The organism is Rhizobium sp. WW_1 (genome assembly GCF_003610155.1).
GTDB lineage: Bacteria > Pseudomonadota > Alphaproteobacteria > Rhizobiales > Rhizobiaceae > Rhizobium > Rhizobium tropici_A.
This window is the reverse complement of sequence record NZ_RAIN01000010.1, coordinates 40,883-57,139: the sequence shown is the minus strand read 5'-3', so window position 1 is coordinate 57,139 and position 16,257 is coordinate 40,883. Positions and strand designations below refer to the sequence as shown.

Annotated in this window: 17 protein-coding genes; 9 read left to right on the top strand and 8 right to left on the bottom strand. The window is 61.4% G+C overall.

Features of this window, described 5'->3' with window-relative positions; translation table 11 throughout:
• Positions 1-15 precede the first annotated feature (15 nt).
• Genes trpD through glp form a run of 4 tightly spaced genes read left to right on the top strand, consistent with a single transcriptional unit; the run spans position 16 to position 3,586 of the window.
• Positions 16-1,038 (top strand): anthranilate phosphoribosyltransferase, encoded by a 1,023-nt coding sequence (gene trpD / locus BJ928_RS25820; protein WP_047633396.1) that lies wholly within the window; start codon positions 16-18, stop codon positions 1,036-1,038.
• A 6-nt stretch (positions 1,039-1,044) separates the two neighbouring features.
• On the top strand, positions 1,045-1,860 hold the full coding sequence (gene trpC / locus BJ928_RS25815; RefSeq protein ID WP_047633397.1) for an indole-3-glycerol phosphate synthase TrpC: 816 nt from the start codon (positions 1,045-1,047) through the stop codon (positions 1,858-1,860).
• Position 1,861: 1 nt separating this feature from the next.
• Complete coding sequence (moaC, locus tag BJ928_RS25810) at positions 1,862-2,356, top strand: cyclic pyranopterin monophosphate synthase MoaC (protein ID WP_047633490.1); 495 nt, start codon at positions 1,862-1,864, stop codon at positions 2,354-2,356.
• Between the two features lie 3 nt (positions 2,357-2,359).
• Positions 2,360-3,586 (top strand): gephyrin-like molybdotransferase Glp, encoded by a 1,227-nt coding sequence (glp, locus tag BJ928_RS25805; protein WP_047633398.1) that lies wholly within the window; start codon positions 2,360-2,362, stop codon positions 3,584-3,586.
• Positions 3,587-3,755: 169 nt separating this feature from the next.
• Here glp and gnd read toward each other — a convergent pair whose 3' ends face one another.
• Positions 3,756-4,781, bottom strand: a complete 1,026-nt coding sequence (gnd, locus tag BJ928_RS25800; protein ID WP_047633399.1) for a phosphogluconate dehydrogenase (NAD(+)-dependent, decarboxylating) — start codon at positions 4,779-4,781, stop codon at positions 3,756-3,758.
• Positions 4,782-5,086: 305 nt separating this feature from the next.
• Here gnd and tehA point away from each other — a divergent pair, with 305 nt between their 5' ends.
• Positions 5,087-6,088: a dicarboxylate transporter/tellurite-resistance protein TehA gene (gene tehA / locus BJ928_RS25795; protein WP_047633400.1), complete on the top strand. Its 1,002-nt coding sequence runs from the start codon at positions 5,087-5,089 to the stop codon at positions 6,086-6,088.
• A 21-nt stretch (positions 6,089-6,109) separates the two neighbouring features.
• Positions 6,110-6,481: a VOC family protein gene (locus BJ928_RS25790; protein WP_047633401.1), complete on the top strand. Its 372-nt coding sequence runs from the start codon at positions 6,110-6,112 to the stop codon at positions 6,479-6,481.
• 2 nt (positions 6,482-6,483) lie between these two features.
• On the opposite strand, the gene BJ928_RS25785 is transcribed toward BJ928_RS25790, so the two are convergent.
• Positions 6,484-7,617: a citrate synthase gene (locus BJ928_RS25785; RefSeq protein WP_047633402.1), complete on the bottom strand. Its 1,134-nt coding sequence runs from the start codon at positions 7,615-7,617 to the stop codon at positions 6,484-6,486.
• 84 nt (positions 7,618-7,701) lie between these two features.
• Here BJ928_RS25785 and BJ928_RS25780 point away from each other — a divergent pair, with 84 nt between their 5' ends.
• Entirely contained in the window at positions 7,702-8,790 is a 1,089-nt protein-coding gene (locus tag BJ928_RS25780; RefSeq protein WP_047633403.1) for a citrate synthase/methylcitrate synthase, read from the top strand.
• Positions 8,791-8,813: 23 nt separating this feature from the next.
• Here BJ928_RS25780 and BJ928_RS25775 read toward each other — a convergent pair whose 3' ends face one another.
• Positions 8,814-9,689, bottom strand: coding sequence for a LysR family transcriptional regulator (locus BJ928_RS25775; RefSeq protein ID WP_183079456.1), 876 nt, complete (start codon positions 9,687-9,689; stop codon positions 8,814-8,816).
• A 99-nt stretch (positions 9,690-9,788) separates the two neighbouring features.
• On the opposite strand from BJ928_RS25775, the gene BJ928_RS25770 reads away from it, so the two are divergent.
• Positions 9,789-10,388, top strand: a complete 600-nt coding sequence (locus tag BJ928_RS25770) for a LysE family translocator (RefSeq protein ID WP_047633405.1) — start codon at positions 9,789-9,791, stop codon at positions 10,386-10,388.
• 2 nt (positions 10,389-10,390) lie between these two features.
• Here BJ928_RS25770 and BJ928_RS25765 read toward each other — a convergent pair whose 3' ends face one another.
• Together BJ928_RS25765 and BJ928_RS25760 are read right to left on the bottom strand one after the other, a co-directional pair.
• Positions 10,391-11,440: a HoxN/HupN/NixA family nickel/cobalt transporter gene (locus BJ928_RS25765; RefSeq protein WP_047633406.1), complete on the bottom strand. Its 1,050-nt coding sequence runs from the start codon at positions 11,438-11,440 to the stop codon at positions 10,391-10,393.
• Between the two features lie 143 nt (positions 11,441-11,583).
• On the bottom strand, positions 11,584-11,976 hold the full coding sequence (locus BJ928_RS25760) for a rhodanese-like domain-containing protein (RefSeq protein ID WP_047633407.1): 393 nt from the start codon (positions 11,974-11,976) through the stop codon (positions 11,584-11,586).
• Positions 11,977-12,041: 65 nt separating this feature from the next.
• On the opposite strand from BJ928_RS25760, the gene ftrA reads away from it, so the two are divergent.
• Positions 12,042-13,079: a transcriptional regulator FtrA gene (gene ftrA / locus BJ928_RS25755; protein WP_047633408.1), complete on the top strand. Its 1,038-nt coding sequence runs from the start codon at positions 12,042-12,044 to the stop codon at positions 13,077-13,079.
• Here the strand turns inward: ftrA and BJ928_RS25750 are convergent.
• The 3 genes from BJ928_RS25750 to tpiA all read right to left on the bottom strand — a co-directional run bounded on the left by BJ928_RS25750 (position 13,042) and on the right by tpiA (position 16,249).
• Positions 13,042-14,670: a CTP synthase gene (locus BJ928_RS25750; RefSeq protein WP_047633409.1), complete on the bottom strand. Its 1,629-nt coding sequence runs from the start codon at positions 14,668-14,670 to the stop codon at positions 13,042-13,044. The two genes, ftrA and BJ928_RS25750, sit on opposite strands and share 38 nt — an antisense overlap.
• A 143-nt stretch (positions 14,671-14,813) precedes the next feature.
• Positions 14,814-15,365 (bottom strand): preprotein translocase subunit SecG, encoded by a 552-nt coding sequence (gene secG / locus BJ928_RS25745; RefSeq protein WP_047633410.1) that lies wholly within the window; start codon positions 15,363-15,365, stop codon positions 14,814-14,816.
• Between the two features lie 113 nt (positions 15,366-15,478).
• Positions 15,479-16,249 (bottom strand): triose-phosphate isomerase, encoded by a 771-nt coding sequence (gene tpiA / locus BJ928_RS25740; protein ID WP_047633411.1) that lies wholly within the window; start codon positions 16,247-16,249, stop codon positions 15,479-15,481.
• Between the last annotated feature and the right edge of the window lie 8 nt (positions 16,250-16,257).

Genomic DNA, 16,257 nt, shown 5'->3' with positions numbered 1-16,257 from the left:
GAGGATGGATCGTCAATGACCGAATTGAAGCCTTTCCTCGCCAAGGTCGCCAATCGTGAGGCGCTGACGCGGGACGAAGCCCGGCAGGCATTCGAAATCCTGATGTCGGGCGAAGCCACGCCATCGCAGATCGGGGCCTTTCTCATGGCGCTGCGCGTGCGCGGCGAGACGGTGGACGAAATCGTCGGCGCCGTAACCACGATGCGCGCCAAGATGCTGCCGGTGAAAGCGCCGGCGGATGCCATCGATATCGTCGGCACCGGCGGCGACGGCGTCGGCACCTACAATATCTCGACGCTGGCGGCGTTCATTGTTGCCGGCGCGGGCGTGCCCGTCGCCAAGCACGGCAATCGCGCTCAAAGCTCCAAGGCCGGCACTGCCGACACCCAGTCCGTGCTGGGCATCAAGCTCGACATCGGACCGGAAACGATCGCCCGCTGCATTCAGGAAGCCGGCATCGGCTTCATGTTTGCGCAGCTGCATCATTCCTCCATGCGCCATGTCGGCCCCTCACGCGTCGAGCTCGGCACGCGGACCATCTTCAATCTGCTTGGGCCTCTGTCCAATCCGGCCGGCGCCCGCCGCCAGCTGCTGGGCGTCTTCGCACCGCAATGGGTGTTGCCGCTGGCCGAAGTCCTCAGGGATCTCAATGCGGAGAGCGTCTGGGTCGTCCACGGCGACGGCCTCGATGAAATCACCACGACCGGAAAGACCTCCGTTGCAGCGCTTGAAAACGGCAAGATTCGCAGTTTCGAGCTGACGCCATCGGATTTCGGCCTGAAGCATGCCGATCTTGCTGACCTCAAGGGCGGTGATGGCGTTGCCAATGCTGCGGCCCTTCGTGCCGTGCTGGGTGGCGAAAAGAATGCCTATCGCGACATCGCCCTTGCCAATGCGGCTGCGTCGCTGGTCATTGCCGGCAAGGCGGAAACGCTTCATGATGGCATGAAGCTCGCTGCGCATTCGCTGGATAGCGGTGCCACCGCGGTTGCGTTGGAAAAGCTCGTCGCCATTTCCAACGAGGAAGGACAGGACTGAGACGTCATGACCGATATCCTTAAAGAGATCGAAGCCTACAAGCGCGAAGAAATCGCCGCCGCTAAAGCCAAGGTGCCGCTTGCCGATCTCAAGGCGATGCAGGCTGAGCAGTCCGCGCCGCGCGGCTTTCACAAGGCGCTGCTCGCCAAGCAGGATGCCGGTGTTTTCGGCCTGATCGCAGAGATCAAGAAGGCAAGCCCGTCCAAGGGCCTGATCCGTCCCGATTTCGACCCGCCTGCCCTTGCGAAGGCCTATGAAGCTGGCGGCGCGGCTTGCCTTTCGGTATTGACCGATACGCCGAGTTTCCAGGGCGCGCCCGAGTTCCTGACTGCTGCCCGCGCCGCCTGCGCGCTGCCGGCGCTACGCAAGGACTTCATGTTCGACACCTATCAAGTGCAGGAAGCCCGCGCCTGGGGTGCGGACTGCATCCTGCTCATCATGGCTTCGCTTTCCGATGACGATGCCGAGCGTCTTCAGGACGAAGCCTTCGGCCTCGGCATGGACGTTCTCGTCGAGGTTCACGATGCCGAGGAGATGGAGCGCGCTCTGAAGCTGTCGTCGCCGCTGATCGGCATCAACAACCGTAATCTGCGCACCTTCGAAGTCAGCCTTTCGGTCAGCGAGCAGCTGGCCCCAATGGTACCGGAGGACCGTCTGCTGGTCGGCGAGAGCGGCGTCTTCACCCATACCGATTGCAAGCGTCTCGAAGCCGTCGGCATCACCACCTTCCTCGTCGGCGAAAGCCTCATGCGCAAGGAAGACGTGACGGCGGCGACCCGGCTGCTGCTGAACGGTGAAGCCGGTATTCTGGCGGCCGAATGAGATGACGACATCGAAGGCTGGTCTCACGCACATCGACGCTTCGGGCGAAGCGCATATGGTCGATGTCGGAGACAAGGCCGAAACGGCGCGCAGTGCGACGGCGGCTGGCTATGTAAAAATGAAGCCGGAGACCCTGGCATTGATTCGCGAAGGCAACGCCAAGAAGGGCGATGTCATCGGCACGGCGCGGCTTGCCGGCATCATGGCGGCAAAGCAGACAAGCAATCTCATACCCCTGTGTCATCCGTTGATGCTGACGAAAGTTGCTGTCGATATCGCGGAGGATGCCAGCCTGCCCGGCTTGCGTGTCACCGCAACGGCAAAGCTGACCGGCCGCACCGGCGTCGAGATGGAAGCCCTTACGGCAGTTTCCGTCGCCTGCCTCACGATCTACGACATGGCGAAGGCCGCAGATCGGGGCATGGAGATCGGCGGAATCACATTATTGGAGAAATCCGGCGGCAAATCCGGAGATTTCCGCCACCCAGAGGCCTGACCTATGAGCCTATTGCCCGTTGCCGAAGCACAAGCACGCCTGCTGAACAGCGCTACGCCAATTCATCGTTTCGAAAGTGTTCCTCTCGACATGGCCGAGGGCCGCGTTCTGGCCAGGGATCTCACCGCTCGCCTGACGCAGCCGCCATTCGATGCCTCGGCAATGGATGGTTACGCGCTGCGTTTCGAGGATGCGGCCACGCCCGGTTCTGAACTGCAGCTCATCGGCGCCTCTGCCGCTGGCCATGCCTTTGAGGGAACTCTCGGCAAGGGCGAGACCGTTCGTATCTTTACCGGCGCCCCCGTTCCGGCCGGTGCCGATTCGGTGCTGCTGCAGGAAGATGCCGAACGCCTGGAGGGCGATCGTATCCGCACGACCTATCCCTTGCGCAAGGGGCAGCATATCCGCCCGCGCGGACAGGATTTCGCCGAGGGCGAAACGGTGCTTCCCGCCGGCACGGTCATGGATTTCTCGCGTCTCACCGTTGCCGCCGCGATGAACCATCCCGCATTGGATGTCTATCGCCGGCCGCTAGTCGCCATTCTGGCGACCGGTGACGAACTTGTTGCGCCGGGCAATGAACCGGGGCCATCGCAGATCATTGCATCGAACACCTTCGGTATTGCTGCACTCGCGCGCAATGCCGGCGCCCATGTGCTCGATCTCGGCATTGTTGCCGACGACCGCGACGAGATCACCGCAGCCATTGGCCGGGCGCAGGTGGCGAAAGCCGATATTATCGTTACGCTCGGCGGTGCCTCGGTCGGAGATCACGATCTGGTGCAGGCGACGATGATATCGGCCGGTATGCAGCTCGATTTCTGGCGAATCGCCATGCGACCCGGCAAGCCGTTGATGGTCGGCAGCCTCGGCGACATGCACGTCCTTGGCCTCCCCGGCAACCCGGTTTCAAGCCTCGTCTGCGGCCTGCTTTTTCTCGAACCGTTGATCCGCAAGCTCGCCTCCCTGCCGCCGATCAAGCGCGAGGGCATTGCTCGCGCCGGTGCCGTCTTTGCCGCGAATGATCAGCGCCAGGATTACGTGCGCGCGACGCTTGGGAAGGCCGATGACGGCGGCTGGCTCGCCGAACCCTTTTCCAAGCAGGATTCGTCGATGATGAAAGTCTTTTCGCGCGCCGATTGCCTGGTCGTGCGTCCGCCACATGCGCCGGAACTTGAAGTGGGCGCCCCCACTCCAGTCATATTCCTGCGTCCGGATCTGCTCGGCTAGAGTCGCCCGTTTGCTTCAAGACTTCTGAATTATCCCATCGTGATCGCCGCGATGTGATCCTGCGCGAAAAGCGGCTGCGCATCTTCCTGGAACTGCGGCAAACCGGACAAGGAAAAGCCGGGAGGTTTGACCCACCCGGCTCATATTCTCACTGATCGATATGGATCGATTACTTGCCCGGCTTCTCGTGATGGCCGCCGAAGCCGGCGCGCATGGCGGAGAGAACCTTGTTGGCGTAATCGTCGTTGCCGCGCGAGGCGAAACGGCCATAGAGCGCTGCGCTCAGCACCGGCGTCGGAACGCCTTCGTCGATTGCAGCCGAGATCGTCCAGCGGCCTTCGCCCGAATCGGAAACGCGGCCGGCATATTGCGAAAGCGCTGCGTCGCCGTGCAGGGCGTCGGCTGTCAGGTCGAGCAGCCAGGAGGTGATCACGCTGCCGCGGCGCCAGACTTCGGAGATTTCGGCGATATCGAGATCATACTGATAATACTGCGGATGCGAGAGCGGTGCGGTTTCCGCGTCCTTCTCGGCAGTCTGTTTGCCGATATTGGCATGGCGCAGCACGTTGAGGCCTTCGGCATAGGCGGCCATGAGGCCGTATTCGATGCCGTTATGGACCATCTTGACGAAATGGCCGGCGCCGGACGGGCCGCAATGCAGGTAGCCCTGCTCTGCCGTGCTGTTCTTGGCGGCTTCTTCGGAGCGCATTGCCGACGGCGCGACGTCACCGACGCCGGGAGCAAGCGTTGCGAAGATCGGCGACAGATGCTGCACGGTCTCCTTCTCGCCGCCGATCATCAGGCAATAGCCGCGCTCTAGGCCGAAAACGCCGCCGCTGGTGCCGACGTCGACATAGTGGATACCCTTCGGTTTCAGCTCTTCGGCGCGGCGGATGTCGTCGTGATAATAGGAATTGCCGCCGTCGATGACGATGTCGCCTTCTTCGAGCAGCGGAACGATCGTCGCCAGCTCTTGATCGACGATCGCGGCCGGCAGCATCAGCCAGACGACGCGCGGCTTCGCGAGTTTCGACACGAAATCCGCGAGAGACGTGCTGCCGGTGGCGCCGAGCTGCTCAAGCCCCGCGATGCTTTCCGGGCGCGCATCGAAAACAACCGCGCTGTGACCGCCCCTCATCAGGCGCTGCACCATGTTGTTGCCCATACGGCCGAGGCCAATCATTCCGATTTGCATGTTTCAGTCTCCTAGGACGGTTTCAATCGTTTGAATACTGCATAGAGATATTTCGCAATATTTTCCAATGAACAAATGACGGGCGAGCTATGCACGAGCCATGGAGCGAAGAAAAAGTCGCATGCTCACGCATCTGTGATATCGCCGGCCGAAACCTCTCGCATTTTGCCATGATCGCGCTTTGCCGGGTTCGAGGAAAGCTGTATTTTGCCTTCCATTCGCTTTGATAGATTTAGCATTCATCCCGCGATCTTTGCACAATTCTCTTTAGGCTGGCGTTCGGCTGAGACGTCAAATGGGGGCATATGGCTGTGTCTTGGAAACTGCCACTGGTTCCGGCTTCATTTTTCGGCATTGTCCTGGGGTTCTCAGGCCTCGCCAATGCTTGGCGGGTGGGCGCGCGGATATGGCATTTGCCCGCTTTGGTTGGCGAGGTGCTGACGTTTGTCAGTCTCGCCGTCTGGCTCCTGCTGATCGTGCTCTTTTTGTTGAAATGGACAATGGCTCGCGAGGAAGCCTTCAAGGAGGTCGCGCATCCCGTGCAGTGCTGCTTCCTCGGCCTGATCGGGGTTACGACCATGCTGATCGCCGGAGGAGTGCTGCCCTATTCACGCATCGGCGCTGAAACCATATTTCTCGCCGGTGCAGCCTATACGCTTGCCTTCACGGTATGGCGCACCGGTGGCCTGTGGCATGGCGAGCGTGATATTGCTGCAACGACCGCCGTGCTTTACCTCCCGAGCGGCGCCGGATGCTTCGTTACCGCGATCGTCGCTGCGGCGCTCGGTTTCCCCCAATGGGCGCAGCTTTTCTTTGGCGCCGGCTTCTTCAGCTGGCTCGCGATTGAATCCGCCTTGCTGCATCGTCTGCTGACGGGGCCGGCGCTTCCGCCGCCACTGCGGCCGACGCTCGGCATTCAGCTGGCGCCGCCCACCGTTGGCGCCATCGCCTATATGAGCGCGACGCCCGGACCGGCTGATACGCTTGTGCATGCCATGATCGGTTACGGTCTGCTGCAGGCGTTAATCCTGCTTCGCCTCCTGCCATGGCTCATGAAGGAAGGCTTCAACCCTGGCTACTGGGCATTCACCTTCGGTGCGACGGCGCTGGCGACCGCGCCAATGCGGTTAATCGAACGTGGAGACGGCGGTCCCGTCGCGCAGCTTGCCCCGATCCTCTTCGTCGCAGCCAACATCGTCGTTATTTTGGTCGCTGCGGCGACGATCCGGCTGATCGTCAGCCGCAGGCTGGTCATCGGCTGGTTTGAGCTCGCGGATCGCGACGCCGGCGCGATCCGGCGGGGATGATGGAGCGGATCGGAGCGCAATATGCTTGACCATGTGACGATCGGGGTTCGCGATATCGTGCGATCAAAGGCCTTTTACGATGCGGTACTGCGCCCTCTCGGCATAGAACGCCTCTATGCCGAGGGCGAAATTTTTGCCGGCTACGGCATCGCTCAAAAAGCCTTCTTCTGGATCGGTCAGCGCGATGCCGCGCAGACGGGCGCGCATGTGGCCTTTGCAGCCGAAAGCAGAGGACGCGTCGATGATTTTCACCGCGTCGCGATCGCCGCCGGCGGCATCGACAATGGCGCTCCCGGTCTTCGCCCGCACTATCATCAAAACTATTATGGCGCCTTCATTCTCGATCCCGACGGCCACAATATCGAAGCCGTTTGTCACTTGTCGGTGAGATGATATTACCGCACCGGCGGACCGACATAGCGCGCACGCGGCCGAATGAGTCGGCCACTTGTCGCCTGCTCCATGGCGTGTGCAAGCCAGCCGACCGTCCGCGCCAGTGCAAAGATGATGAGGGGCGCATCCTCCGGCAGATGATAGGCGTGGGTCATCGCCGTCAAGGCAAAGTCAACATTGACGCACTCTCCGACCAGTTGCTCGCCGACATCCCGTACCTGGGCAAAGAGCGGCGGCAATGTGAAACAACGAAGCAAAGCCTCACCACGGATATCGACATCCGGGTAAAGCTGATGGCCGAAAGCCGGCAATGGCCGCCCTTCTGAAAGATAGCTGCGGACTGCCTCATCCACGCCGATGGCAGCCGCCCGCGCAATCAGCGAGCGCACGCTCTGCCATGCACCGCCGTGCAGAGGTCCCGTCAGCGTCGACAGGCCGGAGAGCGCGGCGGCGGATAGCGTCGCGCCGGCAGACGCAGTGATCCGCGCGGTAAAGGTCGAGGCATTCAGCTCGTGATCGGCAAGCAATACCAGGCTGCGGCGGATCAGATCGCTTGCATCCGGGCGGTTCCAGGCACTGGCGAGACGCCGGTGCAGCGGTTGGTCCCATGCGCCGGGAGCCAAAGCATCGGCGACGGTTGCGAGGACACCCTCAGCTTCGTACTGCAAGGCCGGAAGCGAGCGTCCGAGCGATGGCAGGTCGTGCGTTACGCGCTCTGCCAGTGCGGAGAAAGCGGCATCCAGGGAAGGAAGCTTTTGCCTGGGCTCGCCCTGTTCGAGCCGCAACGGCCGTTTCATATCCCAAAGCAACAATGCGATGTCTTCGAAGCCCGCACTCTCGGCAAGCATGGCGGCATCTTCGCCGCGATAAAAAAGTCTGCCGTTCGAAACCGTCGATAGCGCCGACGGCAATACGGGATCGCCCCATTGGATGGCCTCGGCTGCCACCGATTCGGTCTTGCGCCTGCCGGCATGGCGGGTGGCCAATCTCTTGACATCATCGGCGAAATAGAGACTGCGCCGCGTGTCGGCGGGGTCGGCTTTCGCGCGAATCCGCCCACGGCTGACATTAGCATAAAGCGTCTGCGATTTGGTTCCCAGCAGGTCCAGCGCCTGCTCCGCCGTCAGCCAGCTCATCGGTCCTCATATTGATCAATTGCATCAAGATTGACGTCAATAGGAATAGATCCGATCTAATCGGATAGTCAAAGGAGAACAGTAATGAAAAGTGGTCTTGAAGATGTCATTGCCGCAGAAACCAAGCTATCGGACGTCGATGGCGCTGCCGGTCGTCTGATCATTCGGGGCGTGTCGCTGGATGATCTGGTGGCAACCAGCCGCTACGAAGATGTCGCCGCGCTTCTGCTCGATGGCCTGTTCGACGAACATATCGACGCAGCCTTGATCCGCAAACAGCTCGGCGCAGCCCGCGTCGCACTCTTTACGCATGTCGAAGCCGCTGACGCCGCCGTACTCGCGCTGCCGCCGGTGGACGCGGTGCGCGCCTTGCTGGCGCGCGTTGCAGACGGGGAGGATTTTGCCACCGCTCTCCGCCTGATGGCGGCGCCTGCCGTCTTCCTGCCGGCTGTACTGCGATTGCAAAAGGGCGAAACGCCGATCAAGCCGGATGCCTCGCTCTCGCAATCGGCCGATATTCTGCACATGCTCACCGGTCGCGCACCGACGGCAGAACAGACGGCAGGGCTCGACGCCTACCTCGTGACGATTTCCGATCACGGCCTGAATGCGTCGACTTTCGCGTCGCGCGTCATCGCCTCGACCCATGCCGGTCTGACCTCCTCCGTGCTTGCGGCAATCAGCGCCCTCAAAGGCCCGCTGCATGGCGGCGCCCCCGGCCCGGTTCTTGACATGCTTGATGCCGTCGGCAAGCCCGAGAATGCCCGTACCTGGCTGTCAAACGCGCTCGATCATGGCGAGCGGCTGATGGGCTTCGGCCATCGCATCTATCGCGTCCGCGATCCGCGCGCCGACGCCTTGAAGACGGCGTTGAAGCCGATCTTCGCAAGCGGACAGGCAGATGCCGGACGTATTGCCCTGGCGGAAGCCATCGAGGCGGCGGCCCTCGCCTTGCTCAAGGAGCGCAAGCCGGATCGCCCCCTCGACGTCAATGTCGAATATTACACCGCCCTGCTGCTCGATGCGCTCGGCTTCCCGCGCAGCTCCTTCACCGGCGTCTTCGCGATCGGCCGAACCGTCGGCTGGATCGCCCATGCGCGCGAACAGACGCTCGACGGGCGCCTGATCCGTCCGCAGTCGCGCTATGTCGGCCCGCTGCCGAAGGCGGCGTAGGCAGATCTGTCAGCAGATGGAATTCAGGCGGCCGCGGACTGGCGCGGCCGCATCATGCCTTCGCGGATGTGGAGGGCAAGCTCGAGCGCCTGCGGCGTTGCGCTACCCTTCGGCAGATGCAGGTTGATGGCAAAGACCGGCAGTTCGGGCAGGCCCTGCTCGACGGTGAGAATATCGAGATCGGCGGGAACGGTGGAGGCAAGCCAGGCGGTGACAGCCAGATCCGTGCGCACCGTCGCAGTCGTCGCCTCGATATTGCCGTTCTCGAATACCGTCCGCCAGCGCAGCCCATCCTTGCCGAGCGCTGCAAAGACAGACGATCGGAAGGCGCAGGTATCGGCGACCATCGAGATCGGCAGAGGCACCTTGCGATGGGCATTGCCGGCCTTCGCGCCGACCCAGACGAGCCGCTCGACAGCCAGGCATTCGCCTTGCGACGTGCCGTAAGGCTCCTCCACCACGCAGAGGTCGACGGTTCCGTTTCCCAACTCTTCGAGCAGTTCCGGCGACGATGCGCAGACCAGCGAAATCTCCACCTGCGGATGGCGCTCCGCATAGGATTTGAGGACGGGCGCCAGCGTCGCACCGACCAGATCATAGGGAACGCCGAGCCGGACGCTGCCGCGAACCGTCCTTTCCGTCATGTCGTTCCAGATCTCGTCATTCAAGACAAGCAGGCGGCGGGCATTGCCGAGCAGCCGTTCGCCGGTTTCGGTCAAACGCAATCCGCGCCTGTCACGCTCGAACAAGGTGCAGTCGAGCATGTCTTCCAGACGCTTAATCTGCTGGCTGATGGCGCCTTGGGTCATGTGCAGCATATTGGCGGCAATCGTCATGCTGCCCTGGTCGGCAACGGCGGCGAAGGTTCTGATGAGAGCGATGTCGAAGTTTCGGATCATGCCGGCATTATAATTGCTAATGCCTTGATCCTTCAATATTCGATTTCATGATGCAAAGGTGCCGTCTATGCCTTTTCTCGATATGGAGAAAAGCTGGATATGACGATCGAACCCCTGTTGCCACTGATCCTGTTCGCGTTGGTTTCCACCATAACGCCGGGCGGCGCGACGACGCTTGCGACCGCATCTGGCGCGCATTTCGGCTTTCGCCGGTCGATCCCCGTCATGGGTGGCTTTGCTTTTGGCCTGGGCTCCATGGCCTGTGCGGCGGCTGCCGGGCTTGGCGGCCTGTTGATGGCTCTGCCGATGTTGCAGATCGCCATGAAGACATTGGGTTCGCTCTATCTGATCTGGCTCGCCGTTCGGATCGGTAGAAGCGGAGAGCCGCGCGAGGCTGGTCAGATGGCAAGGCCGACAGGCTTTCTGGCCGGCGTCTGGATGCTCTGGCACAATCCCAAGGGTTGGGCCATGACGATGGGCGCCGCCGCCTCTTTCGCTGCGCTTGCGAACAGCCCACTGACGCTCGCCATCCTGCTCGGACTGACCTTCTGTGTGATGGCAGCACTCTCGCTGACGTTGTGGTGCGCACTGGGCCAGCTGTTCGCCCGTCTGTTGAGGGCGCCTTGGCAATGGCGCGCCCTCAATATCGTCCTCGCCTGCCTTCTCTTGCTCTCGATCATCCCGATGTGGCGCGATTGATCTCAGGAATGATTGATCTGCAGGTTGTCATATCCCCGCATCTTGTAAAGCACGGTCGAGATCAGCCAGCTCAAGATGAAAATGCCGACGACGGCGAAGCCGAAATTGGCAAGATTGCCGTTCATCTCGCCGATGAAACTCCAGAAGCCGCCTTGAAGGCCAAGCTTGTCGGCGATCAATCCCAACGCCTCGATGCCGCCGATGAAAATAGCGACGACGACCGATGCGGCTGTGATCGTCAGATTATACCAGAGCTTGCGCACCGGCTTGACGAAGGCCCAGCCATAGGCACCCGTCATCAGCGTGCTGTCGAGCGTATCCATCAGCGACATGCCCGCGGTGAACAGCGCCGGGAAGACGAGGATGGTCCAGAAAGACATGCCTTCAGCGGCTTGCGCGGCAGAGATGCCGAGAAGCCCGATTTCCGTTGCCGTGTCGAAGCCGAGACCGAAGAGGAAGCCGATCGGATACATGTGCCAGGAGCGGGTCACGACACTGAACATCGGACGGAAGATGCGCGCCAGAAAGCCGCCGCCGGCAAGCAGCGTGTCGAGATCTTCCTCCGCAATCCTTTCGCCCTTCTGTGCCCGCCTGAAAGCAGACCATACGCTCCTGAGGACGAAAAGATTGGCGATACCGATCAAAAGCAGAAACACGGCAGAAACCGTCGTGCCGATGACGCCGCCGATATCGTGGAAGGAATCGAGCTGGCTCTGCATGGCGGCCGCCGTCGCGGCAATCAGGATCGAGGCGATGACGACGATCGAGGAGTGGCCGAGCGAGAAGAAGAAGCCGACGGCATAGGGTTGCTTCTTTTCCTGCATGAGTTTGCGCACGACATTGTCGATCGCGGCGATATGATCGGCGTCGAAGGCGTGGCGAAGGCCGAACATGTAGGCAAGAAGCGCAATGCCCAGCAGCGAGGGCCGGTCGGCGAAAGCGACCCAAGCCCAGATCCAGGCGGCAATATTGAATGCGATCAGCAGCGCGAAAGTGAAAATGATCTTGGCTCCCGGCCTGTCGGCGCGATCGTCAAATGGATTGATGATCATACTTTTGTTCCCGTTATGCTTACTCGAACAGTGCCACGGAAACGGAGGCGGCGCGACAGTCAAATGACGTAAGTGCCGAAGTTTTTCGCAGTGTTGCAAAAATGGGCAAACCCGGCGAATGCCGGGTGTGCCCAATCGATCTCTCACCTTCTTTCGAACGGGTAGCCCTCATCAGCCCAGCCAGTGATGCCGCCGATCATGACCTTCACGCGCTTGCCGAGGCTGCCGAGGCGGAGTGCGGCCTTGTCCGTACCGTTGCAATGCGGGCCGGCGCAATAGACGACGAACAGCGTATCCTCAGGCCACTCCGCCATCTTCCGTGCGGTCATCTTGCCATGAGGTAGGTTGATCGCGCCCGGAATATGCTGATCCTGGAACATGGCCGGCCCGCGAACATCGAGCAGAACGAAATCCACATTGCCCGATATCATCGACTGATGGACGTCTGAGCAATCGGTCTCGAAAGCAAGCTTTTGGGCATAGTGCTCCGCGACGAGGCTCGGCGCTGCGGCGGGGATTTCACTGACTAGGGACATGGAACGCTCCTTGTTTGGTTCGGGGCATTCATGCCTCAGCGATCCCGCAGTTGAAATTGGCTGAAATGCCATATAGCGTCAAAATCATGCCAAACTCTGATAAATCCAATCTTCTCGGCCCTCATGTCGTTACGCTCGTCTATGACGGCCTTTGCACCTTCGAGTTCGGCGTTGCCTATGAAATCTTCGGCCTGCCACGCCCCGAAATGGGAGAGGATTGGTACCGCTTTTCTGCCTGTGCGATCGAGGACGGCCCGTTGCGTGCCGCCGGCGGACTGACCGTTCAGGTCGATCACGGTCTCGAAGTCATTGCCGAGGCCGACCTGATCGTCGTGCCCGGATGGCGTGGCATCGGAACGCCGGTCCCTGCCCCGCTGGTTGCCAAGCTACAGGCGGCCAGCCGCCGCGGCGTTCGCATCATGTCGCTATGTTCCGGCGTGGCTGTGCTCGCCGCGGCGGGACTGCTCGCCGGCCGCAAGGCGACGACGCATTGGCGCTATGTCGATTCCATTGCCGCACGCTACCCGGATATAGCAGTCGATGCCGATGTCCTCTATGTCGATGAAGACCGCGTGCTGACGGCCGCCGGCAGTGCCGCCGCGATCGATCTCTGCCTGCATGTCGTTCGCAGGGATTTCGGACCTGATATCGCCAATAGCGTCGCGCGTCGGCTGGTGGTGCCGCCGCATCGCGAGGGTGGCCAGGCGCAATATATCGAGACCCCGGTTCTAAGGCAGCACGAGGGTGCGCGCCTGGGGCCTTTGCTCGAATGGATGCGGGAACGTCTGCAGGAAGAACAACCCATTGCTACGCTTGCCGCGCGGGCCGGCATGAGCGTGCGGACATTTCAGCGCCGCTTCGAGTCGACAACCGGCATGGCGCCGGGCGAATGGCTGTTGAGCGAGCGGCTGCGGCGTGCCCGCGACCTGCTGGAGAAGCAGGCTGCCATCTCACTTGACGATGTGGCGGTGGCGAGCGGATTTGGATCGCTCGCCACCATGCGCCATCATTTTCGGGAGAAGCTTGCGGTCAGCCCGAGCGACTACCGCAAGCGGTTCGCTATTCTTAAACCAGCCGGCTCTGTTCCGTCGCTGCTTCGATGAAGCTCGAAAACAGCGGATGCGGCTCCAGCGGCCGGGACTTCAGCTCCGGGTGATACTGAACGCCGATGAACCACGGATGGTCAGCATATTCGATCGTCTCGGGCAGAACACCGTCCGGCGACATGCCAGAGAAGGTCAAGCCGCAATTTTCCAGTCTGTCCTTGTAATCGACGTTGACTTCGTAGCGGTGGCGATGGCGCTCCGAAATATCGGTGGAGCCGTAGATTTCGGAAATCTTCGTACCCTTCTTCAGAGCCGCCTTGTAGGCGCCGAGACGCATCGTCCCGCCGAGATCGCCAGAGGCCGTGCGCTTCTGCAGCTCGTTGCCCTTCAGCCATTCGGTCATCAGGCCGACCACCGGCTCCTTCGTCGGACCGAATTCGGTCGACGACGCGTTCTCGACGCCGGCCAGATTACGCGCCGCTTCAATGACGGCCATCTGCATGCCGAAGCAGATGCCGAAATACGGCACCTTGCGCTCGCGTGCGAAACGCGCTGCCAGAATCTTGCCTTCCGAACCGCGCTCGCCGAAGCCGCCGGGTACGAGAATGCCGTGGACCTTTTCGAGATAAGGCGCCGGATCTTCCTTTTCGAAGACTTCCGACTCGATCCATTCAAGCTTGACCTTCACCCGGTTGGCGATGCCGCCGTGATGCAGCGCTTCGATCAGCGACTTATAGGCATCCTTGAGGCCGGTATATTTGCCGACAATGGCAATCGTCACCTCGCCTTCCGGCGTGCGGATACGGTTGCAGACCTCTTCCCACTCTTCCAGGCGCGGCTTCGGAGCCGGTTCGATTCCGAAGGCGGCCAGCACTTCATTGTCCAGGCCTTCCTTGTGGTAGGCCATCGGCACGTCATAGATGTTGGCGACGTCGAGCGCCTGAATGACGGCAGATTCCCGCACGTTACAGAAGAGCGAAAGCTTGCGGCGTTCGGCTTCCGGGATCTCGCGATCGGCACGCACGAGCAGGATGTCGGGATGAATACCGAGTGCCTGCAGCTCCTTGACGGAATGCTGGGTCGGCTTGGTCTTGAGTTCGCCCGCGGCCGGAATATAGGGCATCAGCGTCAGATGGACGTAGACCGCAGTGCCGCGCGGCAGGTCATTGCCGAGCTGGCGGATCGCTTCCATGAACGGCATGGCTTCGATATCGCCGACCGTGCCGCCGATTTCGCAGATGACGAAATCATAGTCCTCATTGCCTTCCGTCACGAAATCCTTGATCTCGTTGGTGACATGCGGAATGACCTGAACGGTTGCGCCGAGATAGTCGCCACGGCGTTCCTTGTCGATGATGTTCTTGTAGATGCGACCGGTGGTGATGTTGTCGGTCTTGGTGGCCGAGCGGCCGGTGAAGCGCTCGTAGTGGCCGAGATCGAGGTCTGTTTCCGCACCGTCGTCGGTGACGAAGACCTCGCCGTGCTGGGTCGGGCTCATGGTGCCCGGGTCCACGTTCAGATAGGGGTCGAGTTTGCGCAGGCGGACTCGATAACCACGAGCCTGCAACAACGCTCCGAGAGCCGCAGCCGCAATTCCTTTTCCGAGGGAAGAAACCACGCCGCCTGTGATGAATACATATCGCGCCATGGGAGTCACCGGATACCTTTTCACAAATGATTCCGCTAGCCCTAAAATTCGTTTCCGGAATTTTGGCTACAGAACGCGGAATATGGACAAAACAAAACCGGCAGATCCGAGGACCTGCCGGGGATGATCTTCAGCGACCGGAATTACTTACCGGTCGGGACGCCGCCGTTATCGGCCGGCGCGGGAGTAGTCGTAGCCGGAGCGGTCTGCTGACCGGTCGCGGCCGGAGCCTGCTGTGCAGGTGCTGCAGCCGCCGGCTGATTGGTGGTTGCAGGGGCAGCCTGGTTCGTCGTGGCAGGCGGGGTTGCCTGCGACTGCGGAGCGACAGCACCACTGTTCGGAACACCGCTATTGTCAGCCGGCTTCGGCTGCGTGGTTGCGGGCGCTGCGCCATTCTGGCCGCCGAGCGAATCAAGGATGCCGTTGCCCTGGCCAGCCGTGCTCGGGATACGGTTGAGAATATCCGTCGGGCGGGCCTCGAAGCGCGACAGCACGTTCATGCCGAGTGCCAGCACGAAGAACAGCGTGGCCAGGATGGCCGTGGTGCGCGTCAGCGCATTGGCTGTACCGCGCGCAGACATGAAGCCCGATCCGCCGCCGATGCCGAGGCCGCCACCTTCGGAGCGCTGAATCAGCACCACGCCGATAAGGGCGACGACAACCATGAGATAGATGACAAGCAGTACGGTTTGCATAGATCCAGTCCTGCCCGGTGCGGGCATCAAAAATAAAAGCTCGCGGCTCTTTACATGAGGCTCTCGCCTATTCCAAGCCCTTTTAAGGCTGGAACTCCGGGCAAGTTGTTGCTTCAGGCGAACTGCCGTTCGAATGCGGCATAAATGGCAAGGAAGTCGGTCGCTTTCAAGCTCTGTCCGCCGACGAGCACGCCGTTGACATGCGGAATGTCGAGAAGATCGCGTGCATTGGCGCCGCTCACCGACCCGCCGTAAAGGATTCGCATGTTTGCGCCCTCCTTGCCGAAGCGTTCGATAAGCTCTGCGCGCATGAAGGCATGCGCCTCCTCGACGTTTTCGCTGGTCGGGACCACGCCGGTACCGATCGCCCAGACCGGCTCGTAGGCGATTACGGTCGTCGCGGCCGTCGAGCCGTCGGGCACGGAGCCGATCAACTCCCGCTTCAAGACGTCGAGCGTCTGGCCGCTGTTGCGCTCGTAGGCGGTTTCGCCGATGCAGATGATGGCGATGAGACCGGCATCATGCGCTGCCTGGGCCTTGGCCCGCACCAGCATGTCGCTTTCCGCGTGATTTCTGCGGCGCTCGGAATGACCGACGATGACGTGGGTGCCGAAGCAATCGGCAATCATCTCGGCCGAGATGTCACCGGTATGCGCGCCACAGACCTGCTGATGGCAATCCTGGGCGCCGATGGCGAGCGGGCTGTCGTCGCAAAGTGCGGTCGCGACATAGAGCAAGGTCGCCGGGGGGCAGAGCAACGTATCGATTTTCTCGGACAACGGCGCCTTGACGCCATCCGCGATCGCCTTGATCTGGTCGAGGCTCGCACGCGTGCCGTTCATCTTCCAGTTTCCGGCCAGGAGCGGCCGTATGGTCTTCGTCATTCCGATGT